The sequence below is a fragment of the Ruegeria arenilitoris genome, from assembly GCF_013035425.1.
In the GTDB taxonomy this organism is placed as follows: Bacteria; Pseudomonadota; Alphaproteobacteria; order Rhodobacterales; family Rhodobacteraceae; genus Ruegeria; species Ruegeria arenilitoris_A.
In genome coordinates this window covers 207,781-229,929 of the sequence record NZ_WQHX01000006.1, presented here as the reverse complement: position 1 = coordinate 229,929, position 22,149 = coordinate 207,781, and the positions used below count along the sequence as shown (strand labels likewise).

Annotated in this window: 15 protein-coding genes; 4 read left to right on the top strand and 11 right to left on the bottom strand. The window is 51.2% G+C overall.

Translation table 11 applies throughout. The features are described 5' to 3' along the window. Positions 1 to 123: 123 nt before the first annotated feature. Entirely contained in the window at positions 124 to 1,875 is a 1,752-nt protein-coding gene (ggt, locus tag GOV45_RS17160; RefSeq protein WP_170480037.1) for a gamma-glutamyltransferase, read from the top strand. 39 nt (positions 1,876 to 1,914) lie between these two features. Here ggt and GOV45_RS17155 read toward each other — a convergent pair whose 3' ends face one another. From GOV45_RS17155 to GOV45_RS17125, 7 genes are all read right to left on the bottom strand, one after another. After that, positions 1,915 to 3,624 (bottom strand): ABC transporter ATP-binding protein, encoded by a 1,710-nt coding sequence (locus GOV45_RS17155; RefSeq protein ID WP_170480035.1) that lies wholly within the window; start codon positions 3,622 to 3,624, stop codon positions 1,915 to 1,917. Positions 3,625 to 3,630: 6 nt separating this feature from the next. Continuing rightward, entirely contained in the window at positions 3,631 to 4,581 is a 951-nt protein-coding gene (locus GOV45_RS17150; RefSeq protein ID WP_170480033.1) for an ABC transporter permease, read from the bottom strand. Continuing rightward, the gene (locus tag GOV45_RS17145) at positions 4,578 to 5,555 is read right to left on the bottom strand and encodes an ABC transporter permease (RefSeq protein ID WP_170480031.1); all 978 of its coding nucleotides are present in this window, start codon (positions 5,553 to 5,555) and stop codon (positions 4,578 to 4,580) included. Before GOV45_RS17145 ends, GOV45_RS17150 begins: the two co-directional genes overlap by 4 nt. Positions 5,556 to 5,604: 49 nt before the next feature. Beyond that, on the bottom strand, positions 5,605 to 6,552 hold the full coding sequence (locus GOV45_RS17140) for a glutathione S-transferase family protein (RefSeq protein WP_170480029.1): 948 nt from the start codon (positions 6,550 to 6,552) through the stop codon (positions 5,605 to 5,607). A 4-nt stretch (positions 6,553 to 6,556) separates the two neighbouring features. Beyond that, complete coding sequence (locus GOV45_RS17135) at positions 6,557 to 8,122, bottom strand: ABC transporter substrate-binding protein (RefSeq protein WP_170480027.1); 1,566 nt, start codon at positions 8,120 to 8,122, stop codon at positions 6,557 to 6,559. Between the two features lie 154 nt (positions 8,123 to 8,276). Next, positions 8,277 to 9,857 carry an ABC transporter substrate-binding protein gene (locus GOV45_RS17130; protein WP_170480025.1) on the bottom strand — a complete coding sequence of 527 codons (1,581 nt, stop codon included), beginning with the start codon at positions 9,855 to 9,857 and terminating at the stop codon, positions 8,277 to 8,279. Positions 9,858 to 10,026: 169 nt separating this feature from the next. Next, complete coding sequence (locus GOV45_RS17125) at positions 10,027 to 12,345, bottom strand: alginate lyase family protein (RefSeq protein WP_170480023.1); 2,319 nt, start codon at positions 12,343 to 12,345, stop codon at positions 10,027 to 10,029. A 336-nt stretch (positions 12,346 to 12,681) separates the two neighbouring features. Between GOV45_RS17125 and GOV45_RS17120 the strand changes: the two genes are divergently transcribed. Continuing rightward, a complete protein-coding gene (locus GOV45_RS17120) occupies positions 12,682 to 13,986 on the top strand; it encodes a UDP-glucose dehydrogenase family protein (protein WP_170480021.1) in 1,305 nt (434 codons plus the stop codon). Between the two features lie 59 nt (positions 13,987 to 14,045). On the opposite strand, the gene GOV45_RS17115 is transcribed toward GOV45_RS17120, so the two are convergent. The 3 genes from GOV45_RS17115 to GOV45_RS17105 all read right to left on the bottom strand — a co-directional run bounded on the left by GOV45_RS17115 (position 14,046) and on the right by GOV45_RS17105 (position 17,663). Continuing rightward, entirely contained in the window at positions 14,046 to 14,918 is an 873-nt protein-coding gene (locus tag GOV45_RS17115; protein ID WP_170480020.1) for a glycosyltransferase family 2 protein, read from the bottom strand. A 40-nt stretch (positions 14,919 to 14,958) separates the two neighbouring features. Then, the gene (locus GOV45_RS17110) at positions 14,959 to 16,740 is read right to left on the bottom strand and encodes an ABC transporter ATP-binding protein (RefSeq protein ID WP_217362377.1); all 1,782 of its coding nucleotides are present in this window, start codon (positions 16,738 to 16,740) and stop codon (positions 14,959 to 14,961) included. Between the two features lie 239 nt (positions 16,741 to 16,979). Then, a complete protein-coding gene (locus tag GOV45_RS17105) occupies positions 16,980 to 17,663 on the bottom strand; it encodes a DnaA N-terminal domain-containing protein (protein ID WP_170480016.1) in 684 nt (227 codons plus the stop codon). A 453-nt stretch (positions 17,664 to 18,116) separates the two neighbouring features. Between GOV45_RS17105 and GOV45_RS17100 the strand changes: the two genes are divergently transcribed. Together GOV45_RS17100 and GOV45_RS17095 are read left to right on the top strand one after the other, a co-directional pair. Further along, positions 18,117 to 19,424 carry an AAA family ATPase gene (locus GOV45_RS17100; protein ID WP_170480014.1) on the top strand — a complete coding sequence of 436 codons (1,308 nt, stop codon included), beginning with the start codon at positions 18,117 to 18,119 and terminating at the stop codon, positions 19,422 to 19,424. Beyond that, the gene (locus GOV45_RS17095) at positions 19,421 to 20,527 is read left to right on the top strand and encodes a ParB/RepB/Spo0J family partition protein (RefSeq protein WP_170480012.1); all 1,107 of its coding nucleotides are present in this window, start codon (positions 19,421 to 19,423) and stop codon (positions 20,525 to 20,527) included. The genes GOV45_RS17100 and GOV45_RS17095 overlap by 4 nt, the downstream gene beginning before the upstream one ends. 50 nt (positions 20,528 to 20,577) lie before the next feature. On the opposite strand, the gene GOV45_RS17090 is transcribed toward GOV45_RS17095, so the two are convergent. Continuing rightward, positions 20,578 to 21,633 carry a tyrosine-type recombinase/integrase gene (locus tag GOV45_RS17090; protein ID WP_170480010.1) on the bottom strand — a complete coding sequence of 352 codons (1,056 nt, stop codon included), beginning with the start codon at positions 21,631 to 21,633 and terminating at the stop codon, positions 20,578 to 20,580. Positions 21,634 to 22,149 lie beyond the last annotated feature (516 nt).

Here is a 22,149-nt window from a genome sequence, read left to right as displayed (position 1 = left end):
ATGCAAAGTCCGTCGGTCAACGTAAATTCAGGTTCCGTCCCGAGGTCAGATACCGTAGCAACAAGATGGGATTGCAAATCCCCAATTTTCTAAAAACAAGCTTCTAAAAAAAAGGAGAAGATCATGATCAGGCCCTTATTCATCTCAGGTCTGGTGTCCACTCTGACCTTGGGTTCTTTCGCTTTCGCACAGGACCCAGCCCCCGAAGAAGGATATGGATGGGCAGAAAAGAATTCTGTCATTGGATCCGAGTTTATGATTTCAGCGGCAAACCCAATTGCTGTGCAGGCCGGTTATGACATTCTGGCAAAAGGAGGTACTGCTGCGGATGCGATGATTGCCGTACAGCTGGTGCTCAATCTGGTTGAACCGCAATCCTCGGGTATGGGGGGTGGTGCATTCATGCTGTATTGGGATGCGTCAACTGGTGATCTGGTAACCTTCGATGCTCGTGAGACCGCGCCTGCCTCTGCAACGCCGGAACGTTTTCTGGACGAAAATGGTGAAAAAATCCCGTTCGTTCCGTCCGCGACTGGGGGACAGTCGGTCGGCGTTCCCGGCATTCTTCGCCTGATGGAGATTTCGCACAACCTCTATGGCAAACTACCTTGGTCTGATCTGTTTTCTTCGGCTATCGACACTGCTGAAAATGGCTTCGAAGTGTCCCCTCGCATGGCGAATTCGTTGCAAAGTACGATAAGTCGCAATTTCCCGTTGGATGTTTTTCCGGAGGCAAAAGAGTATTTCTTCAACCAAGATGGTAGCCCACTTAAAGCTGGCTTTTTGCTTAAAAACCCTGAGTTCGCCAACACGCTGCGTGTGTTGGCCGACCGAGGTGCCGACGCTTTTTACACAGGACCGATCGCCGAAGATATCGTGGCGGCCGTAGCCGCCACTTCGAACGTTGAGAACAACATCACCCTGCAAGACATGGCCGACTACCGCGTCAAAATTCGCCCCGCGGTTTGCGCTGATTATCGAGGTTATGACGTTTGTGGAATGGGGCCACCAACCTCGGGTGGGCTAACAGTCGGTCAGATACTGGGAATGCTGGACAACTTTGACGTCAAGAGCATGGGTTGGTCACCCGAGTTTGCTCATACTTACTCAGAGGCCGCCAAACTGGCTTATGCCGACCGCAGCCTTTACATGGCCGACAGCGATTATGTCGAAGTGCCGATAAAAGGGCTGTTGGACAAAAGCTATCTTGCTGACCGTGCCAAGCTTATCGACCAGGAAAAAGCCAGTGAGAAGCGCAAAGCCGGAGAGCCACCATATCAGGAATCCGCATTGAACTTGGCACCTTCACAAAACCCCGGTCGGCCCGGCACCAGTCACATTGTGATTCTGGACCGCTATGGAAACGCCCTGTCAATGACCACAACCATTGAAACATTCTTTGGCAGCCGAGTTTTCGTACGAGGTTTTTTGTTGAATAACGAGTTAACCGACTTTGATCGGGCACCAAAAGATGGTGATCGATTGGTCGCAAACCGGGTTGAGGGCGGCAAGCGTCCGCGCAGCTCGATGTCGCCCACAATCGTCATGAAAGATGGAAAACCATACTTTCTTGTTGGGTCTCCAGGCGGCAGCCGAATAATAAATTATGTGGCAAAGACGATAATCGCTGTGCTCGACTGGGATATGGACCCTCAGGACGCGATTGAAACTGGGCATTTCCTCCACCGGAATGGATCTACTTTGGATGTAGAACAGGGAACCAGCGCCGAGTCGTTCACCGACGCATTAACGGCTAAGGGTCACGAGGTCAGCGCGCGTGACCTAAACAGCGGATTGCATGCTATTCTAATCAAAGACGGTCAAATGATCGGCGCTGCTGATCCCCGGCGGGAAGGCGTTGCAATGGGTCGGTAAAGCGATGGGTCCGGGTTGTGAGGTCAGCTTGGACCCAGATCAGCTTTCCAGTCCAAGGCCATCGGTGGACAAATCATCAAGTTTGGGCATAAGGCGCAGCAACTCCCGCGCATATTCAGTGTGCGGGTTTGCAAAAAGATCATCCGTATCCTGAATCTCGACCATTCGGCCTTGTTTCATTACGGCAACGCGGTCGCACATTTGTCTTACAACAGGTAAATCGTGGCTGATAAACAGAATAGTAAGCCCGAGATATTCCTGCAGGTCCTTCAAGATGTTCAGAATTTGCGCTTGAATTGATACGTCCAGCGCGCTTGTCGGCTCATCGCAGATCAAAAACCTTGGCTGCGTCGCAAGGGCACGCGCAATCGAAATTCTCTGGCGCTGCCCCCCGGAAAACTCATGTGGGTATTTTAACCCTGCTTCCGCGCCCAACCCCACCTGATCCAACAGTTCATCAACACGGCGGTTGATTTCCTTTCCTTCCATCAGGCGATGGTGGCGGATCGGTTCTGCAACAATCTCGTCAACGCGCATGCGCGGATTCAACGACGAGTAAGGGTCTTGGAAAATCATCTGGATTTGCCTGCGGTACTCTTCTTGTACCGCTTTGTTGCTTAGATCACTGACCAATTGGCCATTGAACTTGATCGTGCCGCCGTCAACCGGGTAAAGACCGGCAATCATTCGAGCAACGGTGGATTTGCCCGAACCGGATTCGCCTACAAGTCCAAAAACCTCACCTGCCTGAATATCGAAACTTACGTCATCAACAGCGGTGAAGTAAGTCCGGTCCCAAGGCAACAAGCCACGTTTCAAAAGAAACTGTTTTGACAGGTTGCGAATTTCGAACACCGGTTTGGATGAGTCATTGTCAACAGTGGGCCAATGACGCGCCATGTCGTCGATGGCAAATCGCGTTTCACGCCCACCGTAGCTAATCTGAGGAAAACGATGCAATTTCAGTGTCGGCCGTGGTACTGCCGCAATCAAGGACTTAGTATATTCATGCTTTGGTTGCCCCATGACCTGTGCAGTCAATCCGCTTTCCACGACTTTGCCGTCATACATTACCGTTACCCGGTCCGTCGTGTCGGCAATAACGCCCATGTCATGGGTAATCAAAATGACCCCAACCTGCCTTTCGCGTGCCAATTCCTTGATCAAATCCAAAATCTGTGCCTGAACCGATACATCCAACGCTGTGGTCGGCTCATCTGCAATAATCACATCTGGCTCGGTGCAAAGAGCCAAAGCGATCACAACTCTCTGACGCATTCCTCCAGAAAACTGATGGGGATATTGATCCAGTCTGGTGTCGGGGTCAGGTATACCGACACGATCGATAAGATCGCGTGCCCGATTATTAGCGTCAGCGTCGGACCCGCCGATATGGGTCAAAATAGTCTCAGTAAGTTGTTCGCGGACTGTAAAAAGTGGATTCAGGGAGGTTAGCGGATCCTGAAAGATCATCGAAATCTTTTTGCCTCTTAACCCTCGCATATCTTCAGCGTCCAGACCGCTGATCTGCTCGCCGCCCAGTTTGATCTCTCCACTGGCAATCCGCCCGGGACGCTCAAGCAAACCCATGACTGCCGCCCCGATTGTCGATTTACCCGCACCGGATTCACCGACCAGCCCGTGAATCTCGCCCGGCTTAACCGACAGGTTTGCATGGTTTACTGCAGTGAACAGCTGTCTCCGAGTGGGAAATTCCACGGTGAGGTCTTCGATTTTGAGTAAGCTCATTTAAAATCACCGCAATTTCGGGTTCAGTGCATCTCGAAGCCAGTCACCCAGAAGATTAACCGACAGAGCAAGGGCCAGCAGTGTACAGGCCGGGAAAAACAGGATCCACCATTCACCTGAGAACAGAAAACCCTGCCCTATTCGGATCAACGTTCCCAACGAGGGTTGGGTCGGCGGCGCTCCAACCCCCAGAAAGCTCAAAGTAGCTTCTGCGATAATTGCCAGAGCCAAGGATATTGTGGCGATCACCAGAACTGGACTTAAAACGTTGGGAAGGATGTGGCGGAACATGATCGGCAGCGACCCGCGGCCGATCAGACGCGCGGCCTGTACATATTCTTTGTTCTTTTCGACAAGCGCCGCGCCCCTCACGACGCGCGCAAACTGCACCCAGTCAGACAGCGCTATTGCAATAATTAGAACATAAATCGCCATTTCATTGCGATATTCAGGCGGCGTAACACCCTTTGCGATACCAAAGATGAGCATGGCAACCAAAATGGCGGGGAACGTTAACTGCACATCGGCCACCCGCATGATAAAGGTCTCGATCCAACCACCATAGTATGCTGCGACAAGCCCAAGGATAACTCCGATAATCATTGCCAGCACCACAGCCGCCGTTCCAACAAACAGCGATATTCGCAAACCATACAGAATGGTCGAAAACACGTCTCGGCCCTGATCGTCAGTACCCAGCAGAAAAGTCTCCTGCGTGAACGCATTGGGCGTACCCGGCGGCGTAAAGCCATTCATCAGGTTCAAAGTGGCCGGATCAAACGGATTATAAGGTGCTATCAAAGGTGCGAAAATTGCCGCCAGAACTAAAACCACTACCACCAGAGACGCTACCAAAGCGACGGGAGAGTGGCGGAAGGACCATGCAAAATCACCGTCCCAGAACTTGGCGAAACGCGAATTCGGAGCAGTTTGTGGTGTTTCAACGGTTTCGGTCATGTTGCCCTCGCGTCGACACGCAGGCGCGGGTCAATTGCATAGTACAGAAGATCCACGATCAGGTTGATCGTAACGAACATCACCGAGATCAACATCAGGTATGCCGCCATAACAGGTATGTCGACAAACTGGATCGCGTTGATGAATAACAGGCCAACTCCGGGCCATTGAAACACAGTTTCAGTGATGATGGCGAACGCGATAATCGAGCCTAACTGAAGCCCCGTAATTGTGATTACAGGCACCAATGTATTCTTCAACGCATGGCGGAAATTGATCACTCGGTCCGACAGTCCACGCGCCCGCGCGAAGCGCACATAGTCAGCGCGCAAAACCTCAAGCATCTCGGATCGAACCAGCCGCATTATCAGGGTCATTTGATAAAGGCCGAGTGTAATCGCAGGCAAAATCAGTGCCTTAAGTCCCGAAGCCGTTAAGAACCCTGTTGACCAGTTACCAATCATAACCGTCTCGCCCCTCCCAAAACTGGGCAGCAGGTCCAACTCGACCGAGAAGATATAAATTAACAATATCCCGATCAGGAAAGTCGGCAACGACACTCCTATCAAACTGACGGTCATGATCACATTCGCAGCTATTCCTTGTCGCCGGATAGCAGTGAAAACACCCAGCGCAATTCCTAAAGTGATGGCTAGAAAACCCGAAACAAAAGCCAGTTCCAAGGTTGCAGGAGCACGCTCGGCTATAATTGTAGAAACTGGGCGTCCTTGCCGGTAAGACACCCCGAAATTACCCTGAACTGCGCCTTGCAGAAACTTGAAATACTGCACCGGAAAGGGTTGATCCAAACCCAATTCGGTCCGCAACCTGTCAATATCAGCTTGCGTGCGCTCCTGCCCCAGCATGTTGTCGATCGGATCTCCGACAAATCGGAACATCGAGAATGCGACAAGCCCCACGACCAAAAGCACGATCACGGACTGAAACATCCTACGGACGATATATGCGAACATTCTTTTTTCCCTGTTGGTCCGCCTGTCTATGCCTTCCCTGTCTGGACGGTCAAGATGTCACGGCAGGACTATTTTCGCGATTGTGCGGTGTTTCCCAATCCACGTCAGGACCCAAGGGAACAAGACCAAGCGGATTGCGCAACTCAGACGGTGAAAAATAACCGGTTTTGTATACTTCGAAAGCCACTGTGCCTTTAATTTCGGGCAGGGCATAGAGGTCGCGGGCGTAACCCCAAAGGTTTGGGTAATCAATCAAACGCCGAATATTGCACCGAAATGCATAATGATAGGCCACGTCAAAGCGTGCCAGAGTTGGGAAAAGTCGCAGGTCCGCCTCGGTAATAGCACCTCCGCAAAGATACCGGTTGCTGGATAAGTGATCCTCGATCTCGTCAAGCATTTCGAATACGTCACGGCATGCCGTTTCATAAGCCTCTTGCGTACGTGCAAAGCCTGCGCGGTAAACGCCATTGTTCAGACGAGGATATATTTTTGAGTTCCAGGCATCGATCTCGGGCAGTTTTTCTTGCGGAGCAAGGTTTGGTCCATGGTCAGGTAAAGTCCCTAGCATTCGGACCAGATCGGCAGATTCGTTTGAAACCGGGCGGTTCTTGACCTGGTCCCAGAGCAACGGGACGGTTATCCTCCCGGTATAGCGGGGATTTACCCGAGAATAGACCTCGTGCAATGCCGTGACCCTAAACAGCCCATCTGAATAAGGCCCGTCCGGATCGAATACCCAGCCTTCGGGTGTTCGTCGCGGTTTGGCGTAGGATACAGATACCAGACTCTCTAATCCTTTGATGGCCCGCACCAGCAAAACGCGGTGCGCCCACGGACAGTTCCAAGCCGCGTAAAGATGAAAACGCCCCGGCTCCAAATCACCCTCTGGAAGAAGGTTACGAATGGTTGAGGCATGACGGCGGAACTCTCCATCAAGCCGCGAATCCGGTGCGGGGTCGTCAACATGATAGACCCCGTCAATCATCATACCCATCAGGTCAGTTCACCGTAACCCAACGCAAGAGGAAGAAATTGTCCGGGCGCTGCGTTAGATCAACATTGCTGCGAGTACCCCAAACCAATGGTTGGACATACATTGGCACATATACATGCTCGTCCTGAATGATCTTGGCTACCTCATCCAGCATCTCCTGGCGTTTGTTCTGATCCAACTCTGACTGGATCAAGGGCAGCAACTCATCTACGCGCGCATTCGAGAACCCACCGAAATTCCAGCTACCCAGTTTTTTTTCCTCGTTCGGGGTTGCGACAAGAAAACGAACAGGGTGTTCGGCGTCAAACGTTCCGGGACTCCAGCCCAGAAGGTACATATCGTAGTTATCCTCGCGCAACTCGGGCCAATAGTTGCGTACAGGCATCGCATCCAGTTCGGCAGTCACCCCGATTTGAGCCAGCATACTCACGACGGCCTGACAAACTGCTTCGTCATTGAGGTAGCGGTCATTTGGGCATTTCAGGCCGAATGAGAAACCATCCGCATAACCCGCCTCTGCCAGCAGCGCCTTTGCAGCTTCAATGTCAAATGTGGGGCGGTCAGTGTTTGTCCGAGAATACCCACTCATCGCAGGGCTCACCAATTGCGATGCCGCCTCGGCACTCCCACGCATGATTGTAGCCAGAATTGCGTCGACATTGACCGCTTTAGCCACTGCTTGACGAACACGAACGTCACGGAAAGGGTTCGGCTGTCCTGCATCATCCGTGTACTTCAGTGCCTCAGCTTCATGATCAAAGCCCAACATGATAACCCTTGCTTCGATCCCTTGGATAACTTCGACATCACCGTTGCCCTGTAATCGGGCCACGTCCTGAATAGGGACCGGGTTGATCATGTCCACATCGCCGGACAGCAACGCCGCCACTGCGGTAGCCGGGTTTTGTATAGGATTAAACTCGGCGACGGTAATATTATGCTCCGCATTATCCCACCAACCTTCGAAAGGCTCCAAAACGGTGCGCAAGCCCGGTTCCCGAGCAGTCAATTTGAAAGCTCCGGTGCCGTTTGCGTTCAGGGTTGCGTAATTCCCCGTTTCCTTGTCAGGCACTGATGCATCATTTGCTTCGGCCCAACCCTGGTCTATGATCATCCAATTCGCAATCGAAGAAGGAAACAGCGGATTGGGCGCGGTCATCATAAAATCGATCGTATAATCATCAACAACGTTCACTTCGCTGACCGGTGCGAACCAACTGCGCGTATCGGCAGCTTCGCCAGACGCACGCTGATAACTGAACAAGACGTCTTGCGCGTTGAACTCACTGCCGTCATGAAAAGTGACACCTTCGCGCAAATTGAAACGCCAGCCTTCGCCATCCCCAATAGGTTCCCAGCTGACCGCCAGTGCCGGTTCCACGCGCATGTCTTTGCCACGGCGGACCAGACCTTCATAAACATTATTCAGAAAACCTAAAACTGGGGCTGAGTTAACCGCATGCGGGTCCATCGTCTGTGGATCGGTAGTCGACGCCCACTTAAATTCCGCGGCTTGTACGGCCCCTGCGACAAGCATAGCCAGACAAATGGCACTGTTTCTGAGGATCATGACGAATACTCCCTGTTTTTTTAAAGTTTCTTGATTTTTTTGAACTCGTAAAGCAAATCTCTTTATCGCCTCACGCGGCTGTGAACCATCAAAAAACCAACAAAATAAAACAGGGCGCGAACCCGCGCCCTGCCCGTCTGCTTTTCAAGCGATATTATTTCATCGTGAAGTATTTGATTTTCGGAGAATCTTCAGGCTCGACAACGGTCCCTACGTTGGATTTCATGCCCCAATTGAGAACCTGATGGTGTATCGGGATGTACAATTGCTCGTCCTGGACAACCTTCCAGATGTCCGCAATCTGTTGATCCCGTGCAGGCAGATCAGTCTCCGAGGCAAGCGACACGATCTTGGCGTCCAACTCTGGGTTGCTATAGCGCGTGCCATTCCACGAACCGTATTTTTCACCCTTGGTATGAACCAGGAAGTTGAAAATGTATTCAGAGTCATAAGTCGGAACGCCCCAACCCAGCATGTAGAAATCTGTTTCCAGATTGTTGATCAACGGGAAGTGTTGCGCCTTTGGCTTGGCATCCAGATTCACGGTGATGCCGATCTGTGCCAGCATGCCAACTGCAGCCTGACAAATCGCCTCATCATTGATGTAACGGTCGTTTGGGCAGTTCAAAGTCAAGGTGAAGCCGTCCGGATAGCCGGCTTCCGCCATCAGCGCTTTGGCTCCCTCAAGATCGGTCGAGGAAGAGGCGTCCATATCAGCGTCCCAACCGTTCACAAACGGTGGCGAGATCATTCCCGCGGGTGCAGATTGGCCGCGCATAACGACTTGCTTAATCGCATCGCGATTGATCGCTTTGGACATCGCCTGGCGAACTCGGACATCTGACAGCGGGTTCTTTCCATCAATATTGTCCGAACCCAGATCTGCATCCCCCATGTTCATTCCAAAGAAAATTACACGGTTCTGAGGCGCAGTGCGCACATCCAGACCATCCGTTCCGGCGACACGCTCAAGGTCCTGAACGGGAACATCCTGAATAAAGTCCACTTCACCTGACAGCAGCGCGGCAACGCGCGTTGCCGCGTTCTGAATTGGGGTGTAGATGATCTCGCTCACTTCCAATGGGAACTCGTCTTTTCCCCAATAATTTTCGTTGGCCGTCAAAACCGTTTTCACATCCGGCTCGCGGCTAACCAGCTTGTAAGGGCCCGTTCCGTTTGCATTCTTGGCCGCAAATGTGTCTTCGCCACCTTCGTAATCCTGAACCTTGACCGCGTTATTGGCCTCGGCCCAAGCCTTATCCATCATGAACATGTTCGTCAGGTTGTTAGGCATGATAGGGTTCGGACCATTGGTTTCGATCTCGACCGTATATTTGTCCGGCGCCCGGACCTCTTTGACAGAGGCTAACAATTCCTTGTAATCAGAATCCGGCGTCATCGCCCGGTTCAGCGAAAATACGACGTCTTCGCTGTCAAATTCCGCACCATCGTGAAAAGTTACTCCCTCGCGCAGTTTGAAAACCCAGACGTTCGGGTTTTCTTCGGACGGAGCCCACTCAGTTGCAAGCGACGGGACAAGTGCACCAGAGTGGTCGCGCATTACCAGCGTTTCCATGATCTGATGCGCCATTGCCGAAGTAGGCCCTTCGTTCTGCGCATGCGGGTCCAAGGTCAGCGAATCCCCTGCCCGTGCCCAACGCAGCGTTTCGGCCGAGGCACCGGCAGCAATCATCGCAGTCGCGCTTACGGCGACCATCAAAGATTTAAAAGACATATTATCTCCCACTTTTGTTAGTCCGTGCTTTTGCACGGTTGACCGGAACTTCCGGCCCTGGTGGCGACGATCATCCAGATCATTTTGAAACTTGCAACAACAGATTGAGTAAGAACGTCTGCGCTCGACTCAAGGAAAACCAAACCGTTACAACGATAGCCGACATAAACTAGTGCGGTGATCCACTGCGAGTCAGCCTCCAAAAAGGAGCTATGCCATCATGAGGATTGAAACACGCGGGTGCGTCGTCAGTTTCCAAGAGACTTTGCCCGGTTCTTCGGCATAGTGCGTCATCAATGGGGGCAAGTCGCGCCATATCAAACGGCTCTTTCTGCGGGTACCGCCAGCCGTTCTTCGACTGGTTCAAAAGCAGCCGCATGGCTTGGATCAACCTGTCCGCCGCGTCGCTGCTCCACGGGCGCAATCCGACTCCTTCTAGCAAATCGAATAAATTAATCCAGCTTTGAAGGTTGAACGCACAATAGTGCTGCGTCAACGTTCGGGTCAATTCATGCGGTTGTTCACCGTTCGAAGTAATTGTCCCAAGAATGCGTGCCTGTGCACGCAAATTCACTTCTTGCAATGTAGCGGTGTCCCCGACAAATGCAGCTAGGGCCGCAGCTTGTAGATCGAAGCAAGTCCCGTGGTTGTTTTTGTGCTTGGATTCCAACATTCCCTGTTTGCTGGTCTTAAACCACTCAAGAAACGCTAAACACCATTTCCTCACGCCTTCGGAAAGCTCATCGTCTTCCAGCAAACGCACAGCATCAAGGAAAAAATAAAAATCCTTAGTTTCAATTAGACCGTTTTCAGATCCACGGTCGCCGTTGTGACCCCGTCTGACCTGCGCGTAATCTAGATTCGGGTTCATTCGCGTCGCGGAGTCAATGAACCAGGTTTGGATCAGAGTATTGGCGTGCTCTCGATACGCATAGTTTTCAGTTAATCGTGCCGCCAATGCGAGAGCAATAGAGTCGTCAAAGAGCCTCTGCAATCGCGTGCGGTCAAATTTATCACTTTCCGGTTCATAGAGCTGCGTGCCCGGGACACGAAGACCATCTCGCCTCACATAGGGTGAACCGATGGTTTTTTTGGGATCCGGCCACCAATAAGGGGCTGGGTGAAAGTAATCATGTAAGTCACCACTTGGACCCGGATCTGGTTTGTCCACTACCGAATAGGGTCCACGGTGCATCGCCTCGTCTGCTGCGGCAAGGATATCTGGCCGTTCCAAAGATGAAGGGCAAGCAGCCAGCGCTTCTATACGGTTCAGATCATAGAAAACCGGCTTTCCGGATTCCAAACGCTCCTGTATAGGACTGGCTTCGAGCATATCCAACGTCGCGCGTATGGCCAGGTTTCTTGCAACGCCTCGATCTCGAATGGTGTTGTCAGCGTCCTTTTCCAAGCTCGTCTGTCCAGAAAATAATCGGGCAACCCATCCGGCTTGCCCCACACGATGTCCTTCGGGGGACACTTTGCGCGGCGGAATGTCAAACGTGAAATTTGACCAGTTTTCCCAAGGACCAGGAATGCCCAAATGCAAGAACAGTTCGACCTTGGGTCGACGCCCATATGGATGCGACACAGCAAACCGCAAAGGTGCATCGCATCGAAACGCAATCTGGGGTTCCTCGGTTGCGTTCGGTGCCAAGTCATCAAGTAACAAATCGCTGTTATCCAGCATTCGGGCCATCGGCACCGTAAAATATCTCTTGTCTCTGTGAGCAAGAATATCGCTGCGACAAGCTTCCCAAGCTTTTCGCGTAAAAAAACAATTTCCATCAAACGGCAACGCCCATTTTGCTTGCTTCAATGAAAACTCCAACGCAAAATTTCGTGCGCCATTGTTGTTCATGACGTAATTGTTTCGTCCACGATACACCTGCGAAGTGACCAATGAACGGAAATTTTCCTCCAATTGATCTGTGGATCCGTCAGCGAAGACAATCGGGTCTGAAATCGTTGAAAAATCATAACCAATATTCTGCAGCGCTTCAGGTTCAAATGGAATGCGTTCATAAATTTGGTCGTGTTGATCCAACAACGCGATTAGGTCGGCTTCGTTCTCCGGATCAAAAATTCGGTTCAAAACCCAAATCTTGATGCAGTCTTCCAGGTCAGGTTCGTTTTCAAGAATGAATCTGACATTCTCAAGCGATTGTCCGGCTTTGTGTCGCGGTGTCAGGTCATTTCCAATTACTCGACATAAGGCGAATGTGTCGGGCAAAGCGTCTATTCGCGCTTCTTCCGCCATATTTAACGGCGATGGCGGCACCGAACTGAGCGATCCCGCAAGGTAGCCCATTCGGCCAACCTCTTTCTTTACCAATGGTCCAGTCAGGCTTTTGCCAGAAAACAGGGGTTTTCCCTTACGTTTTCGGTAGATATAGTAGATAGGCAGCAAAATAGGCGACAGCAGCAAAAGCACCGGCGAAAGTATTAATAGAATACGGTTGCGCCACACTTTTTTATCTCGCGAGGACATAAATGCCCTCGGCGCGAGTCTTAGTTTTCTGGTCATCATTTTTACCCGTCACCGACCCGGCTCGACTGCGTGGCCCGCCCAAAAAATCAATTAATTCTATCTCACACAATATGAAGCAAACATCTACCGAATCCAAACGGACTTGCTATGTATGCACAACACCTAAATTGCGAGATTCGGGAAGCGGCGATTTCCAGCGCACAACGAAGAATGTGAAAATTGATAGAACGCCATCAGCTTTGAACCGAAACGCTGACATTCACGCAGAAAAAGCGCTTGAATACCGTTTGTTTCTAAGCGTATTCCGGCGCAATAGCCTATAAAAGGAATTTGAATATGCGCATTGCAATGATCGGCACTGGATATGTTGGCCTGGTGTCAGGCGTGTGTTTCTCGGATTTCGGCCATGACGTTATCTGCGTCGACAAAGCTACCGACAAAATTGAGATGCTGCAATCGGGCCAGGTTCCTATCTACGAACCAGGCCTGGATGTTCTAATGGCCAAGAATGTGTCAGCGGGCCGATTGACCTTCACCACAGACCTTGCCGACGCTGTCGACGGGGCAGATGCGGTCTTTATCGCGGTTGGAACGCCAACCCGGCGTGGCGACGGTCACGCGGACCTGACTTACGTGATGTCCGCAGCGCGGGAAATTGCGCAAGCTATCACCGACTATACGGTAGTCGTGACCAAATCCACGGTGCCCGTTGGTACAAATCGCAAAGTGCACGAAGTAATAGCAGCGGCTAACCCAGAGGCGGAGTTTGACGTGGCTTCGAACCCTGAGTTTTTGCGTGAAGGAGCCGCGATTGACGACTTTATGCGCCCGGACCGCGTTGTTGTTGGCGTGGAAAGCGAACGTGCGGCCGAAGTTATGGCCAAAATCTACCGCCCTCTATATTTACGCGACTTTCCAATACTGAATACAGATTTGGAAAGTGCCGAATTGATAAAATACGCGGCCAATGCGTTTCTTGCGACCAAGATCACTTTCATTAACGAAATTGCCGGGTTGTGCGAAAGGGTTGGCGGGGATGTCAAGGAAGTTGCACGCGGGATCGGATTGGATGGACGCATCGGAAACAAATTCCTGCGTGCCGGTCCCGGTTATGGAGGCTCCTGTTTTCCCAAGGACACGGCGGCCCTGGCCAGGATCGGGCAAGAACACGCATATCCAATGCAGATCACAGAAACGGTCATTCGCGTCAATGATGCCGTCAAGGCACGAATGATCGAAAAAATCCGCGAGGTCTGCGACGACAGGTTTAATGGAAAGACCATCGCTGTACTGGGTGTGACTTTCAAACCAGACACTGACGATATGCGAGATGCTCCGTCTCTGACAATTGTTCCGGCGCTGATTGGCGGCGGCGCTAAAGTGCGCGTTGTGGACCCACAAGGCCGCGCCGAAGGCGAAGCGTTGTTGCCCGGTGTGGAATGGTTGGACGATCCTTATATAGCAGCCAAAGGTGCCGATGCAGTGGTCATTATGACGGAGTGGAACGAGTTCCGCGCTCTAAATCTGACCGACTTGGCCAGCACAATGAAAACGGCGCGCATGGTCGATTTGCGAAATGTGTATTCTTCTGACTTGGCTTTGGGTGCCGGTTTCGAGACGTATATCGGCGTAGGCAGTTGAACCTTACAGAGGGCACTCGTCTTCAATGGCGCATTGGGCTCGCTACATCGAAACGGGAACTATGTTCTTTGATCCGGTCGGCGCAGCCACAAAAGCCGTATTGTTTCGGTGATTTTGACCACACGAATAACGTATTGCACACCCCAGACAGCAAATGCCTGACGTGTTTCTAGTTCAGGGTTTCTCAATAACTTTATCAATGTCTTGAAGGACGGGATAAGCTTGTGGATTGGTGGAATGTAATTCACCCATCCGCGGCTCGCGTTGCGACGCAGCCGCGCGCCCTCGATCCTCCGAGCCTTGGTAACATGGTCCCGCAGATTTCCTCGCGCTGGATGGCGGACGATAGCTTCAGCGGCAAACATGATCGGTGCACCCGCAGCTTTGGCCCGATCATTCCACTCCATGTCACCGCCAGACAACACGGTATCGTTAAACGGGCCTATCTTTTCCAACAAACGTCGACGAACGATTAGGTTTGCTGTGACCGCACGGCCCCTCTCGACCCATTTTTGTTGTTCCAACCCCAAAAACCGGTCATAGAGTTCGGCAGATGTCCAATCCTCACCATTCGGTACCAGCACAACCTCGCCGCCAAACCGCCCGACCTCTGGATTCTCATCAGCTATGCGCAAACCTGCTTCCAAATAGCCCGGTACTGGAAGGCAATCAGAATCCGAAAAGAACAGGAGGTCTGCAGTAGCGTCGCGAATACCGCAGTTTCGCGCTGCGTAAGACCCCGGCTTCGCTTCCTTCAGAAGCCGAGCATTCGCCGGCAATCTGAATTCCTGAGGAACAGGATCCGACGGGTCATTGTTAACCACTAGAATCTCGAACCTATCCGAACTTAAAGTTTGCTTTGCCAAACAATCCAAACAGGCTTGAAGTTGGTCCCAACTTCGATAAGACGGAATGATTACCGAGGCATCCATACAACTTCACCCTCGGTCATGAACCACAATGCCACTTGGCTTATCCTGCTTTCATAGCATCTGCGAATTGGTGGTCATAAAGTGTGCGGAATGGGCCCGAGTGCTCCAGCAGCTTTTTTGCGTTGCCTTCTTCGGCGACCTGACCGTTTTCTATCACCATTATTTTGTCAGCATGCAGGATCGTTGACAATCTGTGCGCGACAATGATGGTCGTTCGACCACTCGTCAAACGACGAAGTGCTTCTTGTACCAAATGCTCGGATTCCGAATCCAAAGCGCTGGTAGGTTCATCAAGCAATAAAATCGGGCTGTCACGCAATAAGGCTCGGGCGATCGCGAGACGCTGTTTCTGACCGCCGGATAGGAACGCTCCGTTTTCGCCCACCATTGTATCAAAGCCTTCGTTCAGCTTCATGATAAAATCATAAGCATTTGCCGCTTTGGCCGCCTGAATTACCTCGTCTTTCGACGCGCCTTCGCGTCCAAACCGAATGTTGTCCAAAATAGAGGCCGAGAACAAAAAGGTCTCTTGCCCGACAAAGGACAAGTTGCTGCGCAATGATTGGAAAGACGTTTTCTTGATGTCCTGACCATCGATCAGGACACTGCCGGATTGAGGGTCGTATAGCCGAAGCGCTAGATTAAGAATGGTAGACTTCCCGCCACCAGATAATCCTACCAAAGCAGTTGTTTGACCCGCTTCAAAAGTCAACGACAGATCCTTGAGAATGGGATCGGAACTTTTGTATCCAAAAGTGACACTGTCGAACACTAACTGACGAGGGCCTTCCGGGAGCGTTTCGGGATTTTCGTTTTCAGGTAGCGTCTCTGGTTCATCTAACAATTTAAAAAGCATACGAACTTGACGCAGTCCGACTTCCAATCCTACGCGCACCCTGGAAAGTCTTTTGGCAGGCTCATAAGCCATCATCACAGCTGTGACAAATGACATCAACTCCCCCGGAGTCGACCCGTTAGAACCAAACAAATTTCCGGCACTTAGGCCAATTACAGACGCGATCGCAAATCCTGCCAAAATATCCATCAACGGACTGGTAGCTGCCTGTAGACGGGCTAGCTTGTTGCGACGCTTTTCAACGCTTTTTACCGCGGAATACATCTGATTGGCCATGCGCTCTTCCAGGCCAAAAGTTTTAACGACGCGGATGCCACGCGACGTTTCCTGAATAACTTTCATAATCGCTGCCATGGATTGCAGTTCCATGTCAGCGATCTCCCTAACTTTTTCTAAAAGCGATTTTACGCCCCAAATCGCAAGTGGGCCAATAATCAGAGTAAACAAAGAAAGTACCGGCTGTTGATAAAACATTACCGCAACCAGACCAATAAGTGTGAGCGTGTCACGTACAGCGCTCGTGACCATCAATTCTATGACTTTTCGGGCCGCCCGAGCTGTCTGCGTAACTTTCATCAGCAGATTGGAGCTTTCAGTCAGATTAAAAAACGAGACACCTTGCCTCAGAAGCTTGTCGTAAAGTTTGATCTGCTGGATTGAAACGATCCTGTTTCCGGCCCGCGTCATTGCAACGACCTGAACGTAAGTTGCAATTCCCTTGATCACGAAAATTACAAAAACCGCTAATGACACTCCAGCGATCCTGGCGGAATTGCCGCTGTCGAAAAGAGAATCAACGACGTCCCGCATCATGAAAGCTACCGCAGCAGTGGTCGCCGCGACAAAAGCCATCGCGATCACGGCAACGGTGTACGGAACAACCTGCGCCCGCATGTTTTCCGACAACAGCCGCCACAGAACGGATTCATCCAATTCGTTGGCGAGTTTCTGTTTCAACTTGTTCAATGCGATTTTCCACATTCATTTGAATTGGAACAGGCGAAGGCGGCGCGCCACCGGCGATTGATCCATTTTTAGCTAGATAGTCGGCAAGACAATTTGGGGCAAGCCCGGTATCGGTTCCACCAAATTTTAGCCCAGACGCACTGATTAAATAACTCGCGAGCTGAAATTCAAGAGTATTTGTCGCAACGTCAATCCGTTCGCTGGTTGCATTTCACCTCAAGATATCATTTGCCAATACATCATTCAGTCATCTCGATCCTAACGGATCTAATGGTTGGGTCTATTCGGCCATAAGCTGCCAGCAACCGTGTTGTCCACTTTTGCGAAATGTAATCTGCCATAAACCTTGATGGCGCGACCAATGTGACACAGCCCCCTGCCCTTTCTGATTCGGTCAGATGCTGGAACCAGCTCGACCAGAGTTCTGGGTCTCTTTCATGCAGAAAAGCTTGCACTTGTGTCCAGAGATCATCCCCGTTTGCGTTGGCTGAAGCGGTTTTCGCCTGAAAGGGAATCACATTGGTCGTTGGTTCTGGGGCGGTCGACATTCTGTCCAGAAAGTCTGGTCCGATTAAAGGCCACGCGCTGGAACAATCCAGTAGAATTTGTCGCAGGTCCAACGCATACACTGCCACGCGCCCTCGGGCGGCAGGTCTTTTTACCGTTACCCATCCGTTCGTTCGGAATTTGGCCATTTCGCGCTTTACAGTTCTTTCTTCCACTGACCATAAACGGGCTATTTCTTCTCGACCTATCGAAAGTTCATTTTTGCGCCAGTTGTATCTTGTCGTAATCAGACAAACGAGCCGGAGTATGCGTCTCTGAAGATGTTTGTCACCAGACAGCGCGAAAACTGTCAGTGCGGATAAAATGTCGTATTTAATGGCAGGCGCGCTACGTCCCACCGGTATTGCAACCTGCATTGTCCTCCTCACCGCCCAATCTGCCTCTAGCGACATTTGCCGCCATATTAGCGCTGTTTGTCAACGCTTTTCCGATTTGTTCTCTGATTAGCGTCCATTGCGCCGATTCTGTCAAGTGCGGAGTAGAGTACACACTAAATTCATTCAATAAACTCAAATAAAAATGGTGAACTTTGGTGATGGGGGACAGCCTGAGTGTCCCCTTAAAGCACTTTATTGTCCCCCTATATTCTGATACAGTGCCTCTAATGTCCCCCTAAATCTTGTTTTCTTTCCTCTGCAGGGAGAATCAGTGGTTGCAGTCCCCGGCACTTCGTTTGTGGTTGCAATCTGCCTTAGTTTGTTACCCATGGGTAAGGTCTCAAAGTAAGAATAATTTATTTTGCTAAATTCGCAAACTGAGCGTAAATAATAAAGGTAGAACAATTTACGTCCAAAAAAGAGACCTGAGGCATGTACACGCACGAAGACCTAAACGCATTGCGCACGCAGTCCCTTAAACTGCAGGGCTGGATACGACGACAGACATTCAGTCCCGAGATGGAAAAGACGTTGCGCAGGTTCTCCAGTTGGGAAGTGGCTGAATTGATATTTCGTATTAACCAGTCGACATTTCGGGGAAAGTTGGCGGCAGACCCATCGCTGCCAGGGGGCGAGGTAGAGCCAGAGGGGAGGCAGCGATGGTTCAGTCTGGAGGAGGTCAATGAGTTACGCCGTCGGCTCAAGTTGAACCGCAAGGTACTAATGCCTCAGCGTCCGGTCGGCAAACGAGCGGTTCGGGCTGCGGTCGCGAATTTCAAGGGAGGTGCAGGAAAATCAACCGTGGCGCTGCACCTGGCCCATGCGGCTGCGCTTGATGGTTACAGAGTGCTTGTCGTAGATTTTGATCCTCAGGCCACGCTCAGCCACTCCATGGGCCTGACTGACGTATCGGAGGACTTTACCGTTTGGGGTATCATGGCCCGAGATTTGATCCGTGAGACTGAGCGGATGAACAGCCGGTCAGTGGCTGCTGAATCCGGTACTGCCCTGCCCCACCGTCAGCTTCCCCCATCAATAACTGACATGGGTTTGGGGGATCTCAGGATCTCAGATTTTATCAAACAAACGTCATGGTCCACCATCGACGCCATACCTTCTTGTGCGAATGCTGCCTTTGTGGAGTTTGCATCGGCTCAGTATAGGCATCTGAATCCAGAGTGGTCGTTCTTTGCTGCTGTATCACGTTACTTGGATCAGATACCAGATGATGCCTACGATCTGATCTTATTCGATTGCCCGCCGGCCATTGGCTATCAGTCGATGAATGCTGTCTTCGCGGCGGATATGCTCTATATACCGTCTGGTCCTGGATATTGGGAATATGATTCGACTACTTCATTCATCGGACAGCTGGCTGAAGCGTTGGAAGATTTAGCCTATGGGTTCGATAAAACGTTACCCACGGGTAAGATTAGTCTACCCAAAGCCTTCGCTGAAGTGCGTTTCCTTTTGACGCGATATGAGCCGGGAAATGCATTGCACTTGGCGATGTATGACGCCTTCCGTAAGGTTTTTGGTGATCATTTGGCTGAGCATCCGGTCGAAATGACCCGAGCAGTTGAGCAATCCGGGCGGTTCCTAAGTTCAGTCTATGAGATGGACTACCGAGAAATGACACGTGAGACGTGGCGTCGTGCCCGTTCGACTTTTGATAATGCGTATGAAGAGTTTCGGGGCGTGATGTTGTCGGCCTGGGACAAATTGGAGGATGACGCATGAGCCGCAAGCGCAGAATGTTTGATATCGATGTGCCGGCGATGGAAGATATTCCTGCCAGCAAGGTTCCGGAAAAAGCGTCGGAAAAAAGACGCGGCCCAATGGCGGCAGCTATTACGGAAAATGCAGAGGCTTTGCGGGACCAGCAGTCAACTCAAGATGCCATAAGAGAAGAGAATGATCGCCTCGCCCACGAGCTGGTACGGCTTCGGTCAGAAGGATTAGTTACCGAGCGAATTGCCCTTCATGACGTCGTTACTGAAAAACTGACAAGGGATCGGAAACCCGGACCGGATCCAGAGTTGGAGGAACTGAAGGCTTCGATTCAAGACATTGGGTTATCCAATCCGATCCGCGTCGAACGCCGAGCTGATGGTCGATTCGACTTGATTCAGGGAATGCGTCGACTATCCGCTTACCGAGATTTGTTTGAGGAAACAGGTGAGCAGGAATATGCGGCCATTCCAGCCGGAATTTCAGACGGAGCAGATCTGGGCGACAGTTACCGTCGTATGGTCGATGAAAATTTGATCCGAAAGGATATCTCGTTTGCGGAAATGGGTACCCTCGCCCTAGCCTATGCTGCCGAGCCGGACAATGACTGTGCAGATGTCGACAAAGCGGTGACAATCCTATTTAAATCAGCCAGTTACACCAAACGCAGCTACATACGAGCGTTCGCCAGTCTGATTATGATGCTGGGTGAAGATTTGAACCATCCCAATGAAATACCGCGGAATGTTGGGGTTGAACTCAAGCGTAGGCTCGATTCTGATCCTGGATTGGTCCATCGGCTTCGTGCCGCATTAAACGGCGAACCTGATAGGGACGGTGCACGCGAGATATCTATTTTGCGAGAATTTCTGAATTCGGCCGCCGCCCCGGAAAGGAAACAAAACGCTCAAGGCCAAGAAAAACCGCGCCGCGCCAAAACTACCTTTCAGGTTTCGGGCAGGGACGGAATTGCAAAGTGCTCGGCCTCAAGCGGACGGATCGAGTTGAGGTACAATCTGGATTTTACAAGGGTGGACCGCGCCAAACTGGAGCGAGCAATAGCAACTATGATCGATGAATTACGTGAAGAGGAAGATATTACCCACGGGTAAGATTTGTCGGAATGTCTTTAAAAGGTGCTGGGTGAACCTCGGCGCCTTACTTATTTAAGCAAGTCCGTCGCTGGGTTTTCAGCGATTTCGACGTCATCGTAATATTTTTGAGCTTGTGCCATTGATCGGTGCAGGGACAACCGCATGGCCGCTTGTATCGGGGCACCATCCAACGCAGCTTGCGTCAAAAACCCTGAACGAAGCCCGTGCGGTGAAGCAAACCCATCTGGCAGACCAGCTAAAGACAAGCGATGTTTAACGATTTGATAAACAGCATCGGGGCTAAGTGGACGCTTAAGAACACGGTCAGCTTTTGAGATCGGGCGAAACAGTGGCCCATTGTCGATTGCGCCCAGCTCGATCCAATGTATCAATGCTTGGGCTGAGCGACCTTTTAGAACCAACCGCGGTGTCTTTCCTTTAGCGGTCGTTTTTGTCTCTATCAGCGAAATCCAGATTAAACCGTTCTGGTGGAAATCTTTCAAAGAAACATCACTGCGCTGGAGTTCTACTATTTCGGACCGCCGTCTTCCGCCTGAGGCCCATCCCAACATTAGAAGGGCGCGATCACGACAATCGCGTCGTGTACCAGAGCATGTTGCTAACATTTGCTCCAGAATATCGCGAGTAATAGGGTTCGCTGATTTTGGAATAGGGGGGCGACCCGCAGCGCGGCGAGCTTTTGCCCGGGCTTGTTTGACACGTGGAGCATCAAAGGGAGAGCGCAGGTTTTTCATGCGATGAAATGCCTGCCACGAAGCTATACGCCGATCCAACGTAGATGGGGCAGGGCAGTTCAGAGTTCGGCGTAACCCTTGCGCAATAAGCTCTTGCGCCGCAACTCGTGCCGCTTCCGCTTCGGGCGCCTCATTTAGGCCTCGAGCGTGGTCGAGTATAAAGGCCAGGGCGGTTGGCTCAGTCTCAGGCCAAAGAAGGTCTTCTTGAAATCGTGCCAATTTCCAAGCGGTCAGGTAAACGAGGTCGCGTTCATAAGCGCGCAAAGTGTTTGCCGGGGTTCCCTCTATGTACAGGTCGGTCAGAGCTTCGTGATCTGCTTCTGAAAGGGCAGGGGTAAGATTGGGGATATAGGGCGCTGGAACTGACATTGAGTGCAATATGAACCGAAATCGTCAAGAATTCAATTAGGCACGATAACAGAAACTTATCAGGAGTAATTGAGAAATCTCAGTTTGACCTCAGTAACTCCCAAAAATGTAAAAAAACGAGCGTTAAAGGAGCTAGCAACATATCAGGATGGGAAATCCAAAAGGAAGTGATGCTAGCCTAATATTCAGCTGTCTGGGAACGCGAAACAGACGCGTTCCCATGTTGGACACCAACTTCAGGAGAGTTCGATTGATCTCGTTAACATCGCCTTGGCGCTGAGGCGGATGGTTAGCGGCGAACTCCGGTCTATCAGGAAATAGCTCTAAGTCGGAGATTTCGGCGACGTATGAAGTCTCAAACACTTCTGCTGCTATAGTAGTTATTACTATAGTTTGTGCCCACGTTTCTCACACAGCACTCAATTTTGCAGGAATTTATAAACGACTTCAGGCTGAAGAAACGGGAGTTCTTTTTAAACCGAGATAGACCTCGTGCGGCGAAACACCTAACGGGTC

Bases quoted from the DNA above. Each gene is read 5' to 3' on its own strand.
- ggt (WP_170480037.1), top strand. From the start codon at position 124: ATGATCAGGCCCTTATTCATCTCAGGTCTGGTGTCCACTCTGACCTTG.
- GOV45_RS17155 (WP_170480035.1), bottom strand. From the start codon at position 3,624: ATGAGCTTACTCAAAATCGAAGACCTCACCGTGGAATTTCCCACTCGG.
- GOV45_RS17150 (WP_170480033.1), bottom strand. From the start codon at position 4,581: ATGACCGAAACCGTTGAAACACCACAAACTGCTCCGAATTCGCGTTTC.
- GOV45_RS17145 (WP_170480031.1), bottom strand. From the start codon at position 5,555: ATGTTCGCATATATCGTCCGTAGGATGTTTCAGTCCGTGATCGTGCTT.
- GOV45_RS17140 (WP_170480029.1), bottom strand. From the start codon at position 6,552: ATGGGTATGATGATTGACGGGGTCTATCATGTTGACGACCCCGCACCG.
- GOV45_RS17135 (WP_170480027.1), bottom strand. From the start codon at position 8,122: ATGATCCTCAGAAACAGTGCCATTTGTCTGGCTATGCTTGTCGCAGGG.
- GOV45_RS17130 (WP_170480025.1), bottom strand. From the start codon at position 9,857: ATGTCTTTTAAATCTTTGATGGTCGCCGTAAGCGCGACTGCGATGATT.
- GOV45_RS17125 (WP_170480023.1), bottom strand. From the start codon at position 12,345: ATGTCCTCGCGAGATAAAAAAGTGTGGCGCAACCGTATTCTATTAATA.
- GOV45_RS17120 (WP_170480021.1), top strand. From the start codon at position 12,682: ATGCGCATTGCAATGATCGGCACTGGATATGTTGGCCTGGTGTCAGGC.
- GOV45_RS17115 (WP_170480020.1), bottom strand. From the start codon at position 14,918: ATGGATGCCTCGGTAATCATTCCGTCTTATCGAAGTTGGGACCAACTT.
- GOV45_RS17105 (WP_170480016.1), bottom strand. From the start codon at position 17,663: ATGCAGGTTGCAATACCGGTGGGACGTAGCGCGCCTGCCATTAAATAC.
- GOV45_RS17100 (WP_170480014.1), top strand. From the start codon at position 18,117: ATGTACACGCACGAAGACCTAAACGCATTGCGCACGCAGTCCCTTAAA.
- GOV45_RS17095 (WP_170480012.1), top strand. From the start codon at position 19,421: ATGAGCCGCAAGCGCAGAATGTTTGATATCGATGTGCCGGCGATGGAA.
- GOV45_RS17090 (WP_170480010.1), bottom strand. From the start codon at position 21,633: ATGTCAGTTCCAGCGCCCTATATCCCCAATCTTACCCCTGCCCTTTCA.